This is a genomic window from Sphingobacterium sp. (genome assembly GCF_032065005.1).
GTDB lineage: Bacteria > Bacteroidota > Bacteroidia > Sphingobacteriales > Sphingobacteriaceae > Sphingobacterium.
In genome coordinates this window covers 456,432-470,046 of the sequence record NZ_DAMBMM010000004.1, presented here as the reverse complement: position 1 = coordinate 470,046, position 13,615 = coordinate 456,432, and the positions used below count along the sequence as shown (strand labels likewise).

At 38.4% G+C, this 13,615-nt stretch carries 6 protein-coding genes; all 6 read right to left on the bottom strand.

The window, feature by feature from the left end; translation table 11 throughout:
- Positions 1–54: 54 nt before the first annotated feature.
- The gene (locus RT138_RS09380) at positions 55–2,451 is read right to left on the bottom strand and encodes an FtsX-like permease family protein (protein WP_313190460.1); all 2,397 of its coding nucleotides are present in this window, start codon (positions 2,449–2,451) and stop codon (positions 55–57) included.
- Between the two features lie 145 nt (positions 2,452–2,596).
- Positions 2,597–5,002 carry an ABC transporter permease gene (locus RT138_RS09375; protein WP_313190459.1) on the bottom strand — a complete coding sequence of 802 codons (2,406 nt, stop codon included), beginning with the start codon at positions 5,000–5,002 and terminating at the stop codon, positions 2,597–2,599.
- Between the two features lie 97 nt (positions 5,003–5,099).
- A complete protein-coding gene (locus tag RT138_RS09370) occupies positions 5,100–7,490 on the bottom strand; it encodes an ABC transporter permease (protein WP_313190458.1) in 2,391 nt (796 codons plus the stop codon).
- A gap of 676 nt (positions 7,491–8,166) precedes the next feature.
- Positions 8,167–8,448, bottom strand: a complete 282-nt coding sequence (locus tag RT138_RS09365) for a hypothetical protein (protein WP_313190457.1) — start codon at positions 8,446–8,448, stop codon at positions 8,167–8,169.
- A 60-nt stretch (positions 8,449–8,508) separates the two neighbouring features.
- Complete coding sequence (locus RT138_RS09360) at positions 8,509–10,956, bottom strand: ABC transporter permease (protein ID WP_313190456.1); 2,448 nt, start codon at positions 10,954–10,956, stop codon at positions 8,509–8,511.
- A 138-nt stretch (positions 10,957–11,094) separates the two neighbouring features.
- Complete coding sequence (locus tag RT138_RS09355) at positions 11,095–13,488, bottom strand: ABC transporter permease (protein WP_313190455.1); 2,394 nt, start codon at positions 13,486–13,488, stop codon at positions 11,095–11,097.
- Positions 13,489–13,615: the final 127 nt, after the last annotated feature.

Sequence of the window (13,615 nt, the reverse complement as noted above, 5' to 3'; positions counted from 1 at the left end):
ATATCTCAAATCTCACATCTCAATTCTCAAATCCACTAAGGACAAAGCCCTTGTTTACTCATCCCTCAAGCTATCCACTGGATTCTCCGTTGCTGCCTTTAATGATTGGAAGCATACCGTAATAAATAACATAAACAATATGCTTAGAATGGCTAGACCAAAATACCAGAATTTTATTTCAATATGATAGGCAAAATTGTTCAGCCAAGATTCAATTAAAAGGTAAGAAATTGGCACTGCAATCACGGTCCCAATAATGAATATTTTAAAGAATGGCTTATTGAGTTGGAAAAAGATAGAAGCGATTGAAGCCCCTAAGACCTTCCGGATACTCATTTCTTTTCTTTTGATAGATATCTGGTATGCAGACATGCTAAACAATCCTAGACAAGCAATAATAACAGCCAATAATGTAAATCCATTGAATGCCTTTTGCAATTCTAGTTGTTTCTTTTGCAAGCTGGCATAGCTTTGGTCCATAAATTCATAATCCAAAGGCAATGATTCAGCAGAAGGGTTTTTCAACCATTCCTTTTCTATGGTTTTTATCGCTGCCTCCGTTTTTCCATCCGCGGTTTTTACAATAAAAGCTGTTTTAAATCTTCCCTTGCCACATTCATCCTTGTATGAGTAAATTGTTGGTTTCACTTTGTTTTCAAATCCATAGGCTATGCTGTTTTGCACCACCCCTACGATTTCAAAATTAGCATCACAACCAGCGATGGAAGCTCCTATCGGGTTGTCAAGGTTCCATGCTTTTGCTGCAGCTTCATTAATGACAGCATAATTTTTGGTAGAGTCCGTAATTATTTTGTCCAATGAAAGATGGTTTCCAGAGGTCAAGAATTTGATGTTTAATGTCTGGAAAAACTCAGGATCAATGCCCACATGATCCAAGTCCTGTTTTACAGTGTTATACATAAATTCAAATTGAGGCGGCAACTCTCTGGCTCCAGGAATAGTGGTTGCTCGCGAAGCGGAAACAATACTTGGGTCTTGTAGCAATCGCTGCTTGAAATCATAAAAAGTCCCGTCAACCTTATTGTCATAATACATTGCAACCCCGATAAAATTGATAACCTGGGAAGGCTCAAATCCTTTATCAGATTCCTTCATGAAATTGACTTGCTGTCTTACGACAAACATGCCAGTTACAAATATGATCGCAATAATAAATTGGGCTATGGTTAGAATATTCCGAAGACGGTTATTCATGCCAAAGGAAAGATTGTTACCCTTTAATAATCTCACAGAATTAAATCTAGATAGCGAAACCGCAGGATATATTCCTGATATCAAGGTGCAAACCAAAACTCCAATCAGCAATTGACCCAAAGTTTGAATATTCAGGATATAACTCATCAGATCATCATTAAACCATTTCTGCAAGGAGTTTCCAGTGATGATGAGCAATACAAAAGATAAGGCTGCGGAAAAACTAGTAAGTATCAATACTTCCAAGAGCAGTTGCCGTATCAAAGCTAATCTTGAGCTCCCCAAAATTTTCTTGATGGCTAACTCTTTCAGGCGCTGATTGGCTTTTGCCATCATCATATTGGCGAAATTGGCGCAAGCCAAGACCAAAATAGTGATTGATATAACCCCAAGGATCCAAACGATGAGGTAGTTCGTATTACTGCCAGCTTTTGGTTTTAAATATAGATTTTGAAGCGGATCCAAATAGGCCTTTCCTTTAGCAAAAGCCGAACTTTGAATTCTTGCCTTCTTGGAAAATGTGTTGGTAAAGAGGTCATTTATTTTGCTCGTCAATTGCTCGATATCGGTACCCTTTTTTACTTGAATAAAGGTCTGAACTAGATAAGGGTTACCTTCTTCCTCGGTATCTATTTTTCGAATATAGAGGACATCGCCATCGATAATCGAAAGTTTTCTTTCTTTAATCAGCCCATAGAACGTATCATGAACCCCCATGGCAAGGCTTAATGCAGGAACACTCTTGGGTTCACTAAAATCTTGATATTCCTTAAAAAGCAATTTTGCAATCGGTTCCTTGATTAGGTTCGCCTCATTCTGCTCAGCATTCTTGTATAAGGGGCCGTTCTGACTTTCAATTTGAAATATCCTAGCTATCGAAGAGTCTATTGCAAGAGCTTTTTTAATATTGACTGTTGATTCTCCAAATAATGGATAAATTCCCCAAGTGAAATCTATCTTTCGTCCGGCATATTGTATTTCTGGAAAATTATCTTTCAGCGTCTGCGCCATCGAAGGTAGCATATCAACGCTGTATTCTCCATTAGCCTCTAGCCCAACTTGATAAATTCGATCATAATTTGGATTCCATTTATCATAGCTGCTTTCCCGATTAATAAACTGATAAGATAAAATAAACCCTGCAAAACCCAAGGTTAAACCAAGAATATTCAACAATGAGAAACTTTTGTTATTCCATAGATTCCTCCATGCTATTTTCAAATCGTGCTCTATCATATCTTATGTTTAGTATTTAGTACTTAGTATTTAGACTTTTCCTGCTCCTCGATCTTGGCCTTTCCTCTCATTCCTTCCATCCTGGTTCAAAATATCGCAATTCTCACATCTCATTCTCAAATCCACTAAGGGCAAAGCCCTTGATTTATTCATCCCTCAAGCTATCCACGGGATTAGCCTTAGCAGCCTTCAAAGATTGGAAACTCATCGTCAAAAAGGCAATAACTACGGTAGCCAGTGCCGGAATTACAAACATCCACCAAGATATTTCAATTTTATAGGCAAAATCATCTAACCACTTATTGGACGCCCACCAGGCGATTGGTGAAGCTATAAGAATGGAAATTAAGACCAGCTTGATATAATCTTTTGAAAGCAAGCCAACGATTCCAGAAATGGAACTTCCCAATACTTTACGGATCCCTATTTCTTTCGTTCGTTGAGCGGTAGAAATAGTCACCAAACCAATTAACCCTAGGCAACTCAATAAGATGGTAACCCCTGTAGAAAGGTTGATGATTTTAGAAAACTTATGGTCCGCCTCGTACAGTTGACGGATATTCTCATCGTAAAATTTATAGGCAAATGGAGCATTGGGATATATATTCTTCCATTCTTTTTCGATTGTCTCCAAAGAAGATTTCCAAGTTTTTGGATCAGCATGTAGTTTGACGGATATGTATTGGAGCTGACCTCTAAATTTAGTAGTCAACATAGCTACCCCTTCTTTTTCAGTATGAAAAGATTTGCTGGTATAGTTTGAGGTAATACCTTTAATCGTTCTGTCCTTACCATAGGCACTTACGGCTTTTCCAATCGCTTCTTCAGGACTTTTGAAGCCCATTTCTTCGATAGCTAATTCATTTAGGATGATTCCTGAACTGGTATCTGCCAATGTCATATTTCTTCCGGCAAGCAACTTAATCCCATAAACATCTAAATAGTCTTTGTCTACAAACTTGAAAGGCACATTCACTTTCACTACTCCAGTGTCCGCTGTGGAAGAAACAAAGTTCCCCCAATGGTTATTGGACAATGGTAAATGACCTAGGGCCACCCCAGCAACCTGACTATGTTTTAACAAAGCATCCTTAAATACATAAGGGTCGACATCAGCATTTTGATCGACCTTATAAGGTAATTGCATTGTAATCAATGCTTGATGGTTAAACCCAAGGTCTGAAGTCATGGTATGTTTCATTTGCATCCCCATGATAAAGGTGGAAACAACAAAGCCCTGTGCAATGACAAATTGAAATATGATCAATACCTTTCTGATGGAAATGCTTCCAACCGATAATTTTCCAATTCCTTTCATCTTGATGACCTCAGAGATCTGAACCTTGTTGATCAGGTAAGCAGGGTAAAGGCTCGAGGCAATGCTAATGAAAATGACTAAGCCTACTATGAAGATACTTACTGGCAAAATATCTGAAAATGAATTCAGGTTTGCTGGTAAATAAGAGGCAAATGCTTTTTCGAATATTTTGGTTAAGGGCCAAGATAGAAATAGAGCGAACAGACTAATGAAAAATGTTTCCAGCAAAAATGATTTGGTGACATCAAAAGGTTGTTCGCCTAATGTTTTGCGGATGCCAATTTCCTTGGCTCGATAAGGTACTTGAGCTGTAGTCAGATTGATGTAGTTGATGGTCGCTAATAAGAGTAAAAATATTCCTATTCCGATGAATCCATAAACTACTTTAATATTCGAACTGTTCTGAAGGTTCTTGTCAAAATGTACATCGGCAAGCGGAGTAACCCCAGCTCTGGCCTTGGTATTCATTTCAGCGAATTCCGTTTTGGTCATTTCATGGATTTTCTTGCTGACTTCATTTACAAAAGCATCCCTATTGTTTGGCGACTTTAATTTAACAAATAAAGTGATATCAGACATAAAGGAAACCCAAAGGTCTGAATTCCAATTTCTGTCCGATATCTTTACAAATTCCTTTGCCAAAAAGCTACTTGGACTTTCCAGATCTTTTACGACTCCAGAAACAGAAAAGAGTGTCGTGTCATACATTAATGTTTTTCCAACAACTTCTTTGGGATCCATATTTGGGAAATATTGATTCGCCCTACTGCTGGTTAGTATGACCTCATCTGGGTGCTGTAAAGCTTTATTGGGATTTCCAGCCAACCATTCATAAGGAACCATTTTGAAATAATCACTCGTAGTTTCAATGATGTTCTCTTGATGTTCAATTGTAAAACTCTCCTTGGAGTCCGAACTGTTCCTGATTTTTGGATAATACCTCCTATTGACCGGAACCGAAAGCTCTACACTCGAAAGGTTCTCCTTAATATATCTGGCTAATGGAGTTGGAACCCCATCAAACCGATCAGTAGAACCTACCTCATCGAAAACCCCATATACCTTGAATATTTTCTCCCCTTCAGCATGGTTCTTGTCAAAACTCAATTCGTAGTTCACCAGCCTAAAAACGATCCAACAGGCACTGATCCCAATGGCCAAGCCTATAATATTCAGGAAGGTAAATAACTTATTCTTCCATAATTTCCTAAAAATCAAATTCAAGTTCTTCATAATCTTATTAGTTGAAACTAAATCCCCAATTCAATCTTATTAAGGGATGGACATAGGTCTAAATACTAAATACTTAATACTAAATACTTTAAAAAAATCATTCATCCTTCAAACTATCCACCGGATTTGCCCTTGCTGCCTTAAACGCCTGGCCTCCAATGGTCATAAATGAAATCATGAGGGTAATCAAGCCAGCAGCAAAGAATATCCACCATTCAATATGGATATGGTAAACAAAGTTGCTGAGCCATTTATCCATGGCCCAATACCCTAATGGAATAGCAATTATAAATGCCAAGACTACCAATTTTATGAAATCAGAAGTCAATAGAGCCACCAGTTTACTTACCGAAGCACCCAACACCTTTCTGATACCAATCTCTTTAACGCGTTGCTGTGCTGTATAGGCAGATATCGCAAAGAGACCGATACAAGCAATTACTATGGTGACTAAGGCAAAGAGTTGCATAATCTTGGTGGTTTGTTGCTCTTGTTTGTAAAGTGCAGCATAATCATCATCCAAGAAATGATAATTAAAGGTGGTATTAGGTAATATTTTGTTAAAGGCTACCTGTATATCCTGTAAAGCTTGAGTCGTTTTGGCACCTGCATTTATCTTTACAAAAACATTCCCAAAATAGCTGTATTCAGGAAATAACGCTACTGGTCGAACTTCTTCTTTCAATGAAGCAAAGTTGAAATTGTCTACCACTGCCTTAACAGGTCCCCTTCTTCCATTAATATTGACGGTCTTCCCGATTGCTTCCTCTGGAGTCCACCCAATTCTTTCTGCCGCCATTTTATTGATGATGATGGCAACGGAACGGTTTGCAGAAGTATCTCTAGCTTTAATGATGTCCGTTTCATTCAATGGTTCCCCAGCGAGAATTGGAATTTCAAAAGTCGACAAAAAGTCTCGTTCGATCGGCAATGCCGTAATATCCATGCTGAAGTTTGGATTCTTGCCATCAGAGGTTTCCAAAGAATAACCACCCTGCACATTGACAGGCGAATCATAAGAAGCCGAAATACTTTTGATGGATCCGATGTTCTTAAGTTCATTTTTCAAGTTTTCCACCCCTGTAGATTGTAATACGTCTCCATCCAAAACAACAATCTGAGAACGGTTCAGGCCAGTATCCATGGTCTGGATAAACTGCATCTGCCTATAGGCAAACAAAGTACAGATTACCAAAAAGATCGAAATGCAATATTGGAAGGTGATCAAGATCTTGGCCAAAGGGAAGTTCGTCCTATGCGACTTGAGTTGACCCTTGATCACGCTGATCGGCTTGAATTGTGCGATCACCCATGCTGGCCAACCGGAAGCAATAAAATTCAATACGATGAAGAAAACTATAACCGCTAAATAGAAATATGGGTTGGACCATACCTCAAGCTTCATAGGAACTCCTAAATACATGCTGAATACCGGCAATAAAAGCCAGGCAAGTAGAATCCCCATTGCCAAAGCTATGCCCACCATCATTCCGCCTTCCACAATAAATTGATTGAAAATCCCCTTTTTATGAGCACCAATTACTTTACGGACAGCAATCTCTTTAGCTCTCTCCGTAGCATGAGCAAGGGAAAGATTTGTAAAATTCACCGCCGAGATCAATAGGAGGGCAGCTGCTAAAAAGCCGAAGATATAGAGGTACAATAAATTCCCCGAACCAGCTGCTTTTGAATGCAAATGCACCGTTTCAATATTTTCTAGATTGATTTTTATGGTATAACCAGCATCATATTGTTCTTTCAGTTGCTGCTTCATAAAGGCATCTACCTTTTCCTGTAATGCCTGCTGATTGACATTCGTTTTCAACAAAACAAAAGTGATGTCATTTGCTGATCCCCATTGAGGTTCTTGTTGGTATCTCTTCAAGCCTTTGTTTGATAGCAAAGCAGAAAACTTGATTTCGGTATAGGTTGGTAAATCCTCGATGACCGCTGTTATGGTCCAAGGTGATTTATCGATCATAATCGTTTTACCAATAGCATTTTCATTCGAAAAATACTTCTTAGCCAACGATTCAGTCAATACAATATCATTCGGATTCGATAGTGCAGCATTTACATTTCCTGAAAGGACCTTATAATCTAAGACTTTTAAAAAATCCTCATCCACATATTTTAGACCAGACTCTTTAATTGATTCCGAGCCATTTTCGATCAAGGCAGCATTATTGTAAGTATACATCCTGACGGCTTTCTCGATTTCAGGAAATTCCTTTGCAAAGACCGGAGCAACAGCCGTGGGAGTTACCCTCCAATAAGTAAAATCAGCATCTTCCGGAGATTTCACCGAAGAAGTAACCAGCGAAACCCGATCCGAATTGGATAGATATCGATCATAACTCAACTCATGGTAAACATAGGCCAACAACAATAAAAAACAGGTTATCCCCAATGCTAAACTGGCAATATTGATAATCGAAAAACCCTTGTTTTTGCGAATGTTCCGAAAAGCTATCTTTAAATTATTCATGTTAATATTGGTAATGTGTTTCCCTTCGAGTAAATGCCTAATTGCATTGAGCTATTTACCCGCTGAAATAAAATACAATACATTTGCCATTAATGTAAAGTATTGAAAAACAGATTAATGCAATTGTTTAGGGTGTTTAACATGTTCGATATCGAACGCTTTTTGTTCGGTACTGAACGGTCGGGGAGATAATAGTCATCAGACACAAGACAACAGAACTCTCGGCTGGGTTATTGCGAGAGAATCAACAGATTAGAAATTAGAGGGATTCAGAGTACAACGAAGAATCTAATTTTCAGACATAAGACACAAGACAATAGACAAAAGAAATTTCTGGCGGGCTAATGCCGGGAATTTAAAGTTTTGAAAGTAGAGGGATTCAGAGTAAAACGAAGAATCTATTTAATATTTTTTTATGGATAGGGCTCATTTCGAAATCGTAAGATGAGAAAACTATTTTTAATGGATAAATACCAATAAAAGGATCTGTTGAAAAATATTTCACCCCTGCTAGGGGTTCTCCCATATAACAAATCATTTTCTAAAAAGATTCCACCCCCTGCTGGGGGTTTTATTTTGTCTAATATTTCGGTTAAACCATCATTCTGAGGTCTATCCGAATTAAGTTGGATCTTTCATAACCTATATTTTAATGTTATGAACACTTATGATTGCATTAGCGAACAGTTCCTTGACCTTCGGTCAAAGATGACAGGGTCGTTAGGTATGGGGAAGTCAAATCCCATCCAGGAATATTCCCAAATCTTGGTCTATCCTCCAATCCTCGTTGGGTGAGCGGCGTCGAACCCCCATCCTGGTTCATTTCCAAATCTTGGCCCATCCTCCCATCCCGTACCCTGAGCTGCGTCGAAGGGCATCCTGGTTCGAATCCAGATCTTGGCCTATCCTCCAATCCCTTCCATCCAGGTTCAAACTCTACCCCTGTTAATAATTCCATCCCCACTAAAAGCCATCGGTCTAAATACTAAATACTTAATACTAAATACTTGAAAAAAAATCACTCATCCTTCAAGCTATTGACAGGATTGATCCTTCCAATCCTAAGAGCATGATAACAAATGGTGCAGAAAGCAATAAACAGGCTTATACCACCAGCTGCTAAAAACACCCATGGCTTAATATCAATTCTATAGCTAAAATCTTTCAACCAATTGTTCATTGCCCACCATGCAATTGGTGAAGCGATAATAATGGCAATAAAAACCAGTTTTATAAAATCTGTAGAAAGCAATTTGATAATCCCTGGAAGGCTTGCACCTAATACTTTTCGGATACCGATTTCTTTTGTCCGCTGTTGAGTGACAAATGCTGCCAAGCCAAACAATCCCAAGCAGGCAATAAAAATGGCGAACAGGGCGAAGGTTGAAACGATCGCTTGAGTGCGTTGAACGTCAGCATAGAGATTCTCAAATCCTTCATCTAAGAAAGTATATTGAATTTTCTGATTTGGAGAGAAACTGTTCCAAACTTTATTGATTTCAGCAAGGGTCTGTTCGAGGTTATTCGTATTAAGCTTGATGGAAATCATATTAGGACTACCACCTATCATCAATGCCAATGGTTTTACCGCCTCGCCTTTCATATCGCCAAAAATAAAATCTTCAACCACCCCGATGATGGTAAAGGTTGCGAAATTCCGGATCTTGGCTCCGATGGGATTTTTTATGCCGAGTTCCTTAACCATGCTTTGGTTGACGACGACTGCTGTTGAGTCGGTCGGCATCTCCATATTAAAATTCCTGCCTTCAATCAGTTTGATACCAAATGTCTTTAGGTAATCTACATCGACCAACCAATTTTGCCCGCCAATTCCTACATCCTCATTCTGCCTGCCATCGATCCAATAGGCATTGCCATTCCGTCTTACCCCATCCATCATGACCGGTAAATAATCACCAACCGAAACCGAGGAAACAGTCGAAATACCTTTCAGTTCCTCTTTCATCGCTTTTTGATTTCCATCCAAAGTTCCTGTCCCGCGTAAAACCAAGACCTGTTCCTTATTAAAACCTAAATCTTTGTGGAGAATATATTTTACCTGTTGATTGATGATTAATGTTCCTATGATCAGGATAATTGATGTAGAAAATTGAAAGATCACCAATCCATTTCTAAACCAGTTGTTCCCCGATTTTAAATGGAGTTTTCCTTTGAGTACGGCAATTGGTTTAAAGGAAGAAAGATAAAGTGCAGGATAAACACCCGAAATTACGCCTATAAAACATCCAAAAAATAAGAGTGAAGGAATATAGACTAAATTCTTCCATGGGAAAGTCAGGGATTTGCCAGCTATGCCATTAAAATAAGGCAATAAAAGATAAGCAATGGCAATGGCAATCAATATCGATATTAGGGAATATAATAACGATTCGGTAATAAACTGCCAAATCAGTGAACTGCGGTCAGAACCAATCGTTTTTCTTACACCAACCTCCTTAGCACGCGTATTAGCATTGGCAGTGGAAAGATTGATGAAATTAATGATGGCAATAATCAAAATTAAAGCTGCTATTCCGGCAAAGATGTAGACCAATTGGGCATCACCTCGATTCTGGTTTTCAATCTTATTATTTTGGATTCCCTTTGAATGCAAGTGAATATCTTTCAAAGGCTGTAAGGTCATTTTCGCAGACTTCCATATTTCTTCATTGACCGCCATACCAGCCTGTACTACTGCAGGTCGATAATGATCATCAATATACGACCTGGTTAGTTTTTTCTCTAGTTGAGAAATATCTGTTCCATCTTTTACTTTGAAATAGGTCGAATAATTGGAGGCTAACCAGTTCTGTTTCTCCCCAGGGTAAGGTTCATGACCACTTAAGGTCATAAAGAAATCAAAGCCGTAAAAGTTCGAGTTAGTTGGGATATCATCGATTACAGCGGTTATGTTATAGCCCTTAGATTTATCATTATTTAGATAAATAATCTTTCCAATAGGATCCCCTTTAAATAACTTCTCAGCCTTACTTTTGGTAATGACAATCGTATTGGGATTATCCAAAGCATGATTTAAAGTACCATATATCGTTGCTATAGGAAACATGTCCAAAATGCCCTGATCAGCATAACAAAAGCCTTCCTCACTAAACAGTTCCGGGTTTTCATTTGTTGCAACCTGATTACTGCCTGCACCAAAAAGCGGATTCGATAATACGCGACCAAAAGCTGTAATTTCAGGGAACTCCTCCTTCAATTCAGGCCCAGCAGGAGCAGGCATAGAAACGCCCTTCTGTACCACATTATCCCTTGTAATTACTCCTACAACCCTGAATATCTGATTCGAGTCCTTATAGAACTTATCATAACTCAATTCATGCTGTATATAAAGCACAATCAATAAGCAAATAGCCATGCTAAATGCAAATCCCCCAATCTTGATTATGGAATAAAACCTCTGATTCTTAAGGTTCCTCCAAGCGATTTTTATATTGTTTTGAAACATTTTTTCTAAGTATTTAGTAGCTAGTATTTAGTATTTAGACTCTTATGTATCAATTTTATTAACGTATTAAAAGCTTTAGTTTCATAGAACCCATAGGTCTAAATACTAAATACTTAATACTAAATACTTTAAAAAGAATTACTCATCCCTTAAGCTATCCACAATATTCGCATTGGCAGCTCTAAAGGCTTGCCATGCGATAGTAGACCAGGCAATGGCAACGGCTAGACCTGCTGCTAGGGCAAACATCCACCATTGTATATCGATGCGGTAGGCATAGGTCTGTAGCCAGTTATTCATAATCCACCAAGCCAATGGTGCTGCCAGCAAAAAGGCGATAAGGACTAGTCTAATAAAGTCTTTTGAAAGGAGGATAATGATACTGGATACCGAAGACCCTAAGACCTTGCGGATGCCAATTTCTTTTACACGTGTGTTTATAGTTAATAAAGCTAGAGCGAATAAGCCTAAGCAAGATATAATAATAGCTATGCTCGTTCCGCTAATGACAATTTTTGAAAATGTCCGCTCAGATTGATACAGGTTCTGCGTATTTTCATCAAGATAGGATGGTTCGACCTTCGCCTTTGGATTTACCTTTTTCCAAATCGCATTTATCTTATCCAAGGTTTCAGCAAGCTGTTGCGTTTCGACACGGACAAAGATATATTCCACGGTGAAAACATTTGGATTCACTGAAATGGTTAAGGGTTCGACCTGGGCCCTTAGATCTTGAAAATTGAAATCATCCATGATGCCGATTACGATACTTTTACCGTTCAGTTCGATTTCCTTTCCTAATATTTTATCAGCACCGCCAAATTGAGCTGCCATCTGTTTATTGATAACCACAGCATTCGTATCGGTACCAAAGGAACGGTCAAAATCCCTACCTCCCAATAATTTGATGCCTAACGTATTTAGGTAATCATAGTCAACCCGGATGAAATTGGTTTGGATCTCCTTGTTTTCATGTTCAAATCCAAAAATGCTCCTTTGTAAAGTGCCGTCACGACCCTTACCAATATTTACATCCGCTGCACTGACATTCTTTACCCAGGTTTGCTGGCTTAATTCCACACGCATCCTTTGCACCATATCTTCTTTATTGACTCCAGCACCAATTGGAATACTGATGACTTCAGTCTTATTAAATCCCAATGGCTTATTAGATATATAATTCAACTGGGTGCTGATGACAATGGTCGCTATGATCAAAATAATGGCGATCACAAATTGCAATACCGTTAATGAACTTCTAAGACTTGATGTTTTTATTTTATTGGATCCCTTTAGGGATTGGATAATATTTGTCCGTGCTGCTTTAAACGCCGGTAATCCTCCGGCAAGAAGGGAGATTAGCAGGAATGCCAATAGGAAGATAACGAGGTTCTTGATATTAAATAGATCTGTTATTTTCAATTGATAATTCATATTGGCATTGAACTGCGGTAAAACCAAATAGGCGATGAGTAACCCTACCAACAAAGCAATAAGGCATAAGATAAAAGACTCTAGGGTCAATTGCTTAACAATATCCCAGGTCGTTCCACCTAATGTCTTGCGGGTGCCGATCTCTCTATTTCTACTGATAGCATTGGCTAATGAAAGATTGATGAAATTAGAGGATGCGATAAACATGATTAAACCCGAGATCAACAATAATATCCAGGGATAGTTGGATGATAAGGAGGCCGAAGGCCCAAAATCATTGAGGTGAACCTTTGCCATTGGCAATAAGTGAAAACTGAAATAACTACCATTAACATCTGCTTTTCCGCCATCACGTTTCAACCGGTCTATATCATTTTTAAAGAATTGTTCCGTAAATGCTTTGGTTTCCTTGCTGAAGGTCGCATCGTTGACTTCAGCTTTCATTTTTACATAAACCTCATGGTCTGAGTTGTCCCAGACTTGCGTCTGTTCAAGGTAACCAGGTCTGTTTTCAAACCTATAGAGCGAGTTAAAACGAAGGCTCGAATTGCTGGGTATATCTTTCAGTACCGCGCCAATGGTTGCTGCCTTCCAAACTCCATTTAAATTAACCTCAATCTGTTTTCCAACTACATCTGTGTTGCCAAACAGATTCTTTGCCATATTCTCCGTCAAGACCATATTGTCAAGACCAGAAAGGACATTCTTATTACCCGAAATAAAAGGAAAATCGAAAATCTTGAAAAAATCCTCATCCACAAATCTATTGGTTGAAGTAAATTCTTTCTCTCCATTTTTCAGTACCAATTTACTATTGGCATAGCGCGTAATACTTTCAATACTTGGAATATCCTTTTTCAACTGTGGCGCTAAAGGTGAAGGCATCGAAGAATCCTCTCTTTTTCCAGTTTCAGGTTCTGAACTTTTATAAAGTAGCGCAATTCTTTCCCCATTGGGATGGAAATTATCATACGACAACTCAAACATTGCTGTCAAAAACAAAACCGTTGATGCTGCAATGGCAATAGCCAATCCTATGATGTGAATAGCACTTAAGGATTTGGTCTTTAATATCGATCTCCAAGCTGTTTTAAGCATTTTAGTAGTATTGAGATTTGAGTATTGAGATATGGAGATAGTAAATTCCATATCATTTTTTTTTTCGCTATAAATAGCGATTCAATTCATTTGCCATAATTGTAAGATGTTGATTGTCTGTTGTTTG

Bases quoted from the DNA above. Each gene is read 5' to 3' on its own strand.
- RT138_RS09380 (WP_313190460.1), bottom strand. From the start codon at position 2,451: ATGATAGAGCACGATTTGAAAATAGCATGGAGGAATCTATGGAATAAC.
- RT138_RS09375 (WP_313190459.1), bottom strand. From the start codon at position 5,002: ATGAAGAACTTGAATTTGATTTTTAGGAAATTATGGAAGAATAAGTTA.
- RT138_RS09370 (WP_313190458.1), bottom strand. From the start codon at position 7,490: ATGAATAATTTAAAGATAGCTTTTCGGAACATTCGCAAAAACAAGGGT.
- RT138_RS09365 (WP_313190457.1), bottom strand. From the start codon at position 8,448: ATGGAATTATTAACAGGGGTAGAGTTTGAACCTGGATGGAAGGGATTG.
- RT138_RS09360 (WP_313190456.1), bottom strand. From the start codon at position 10,956: ATGTTTCAAAACAATATAAAAATCGCTTGGAGGAACCTTAAGAATCAG.
- RT138_RS09355 (WP_313190455.1), bottom strand. From the start codon at position 13,488: ATGCTTAAAACAGCTTGGAGATCGATATTAAAGACCAAATCCTTAAGT.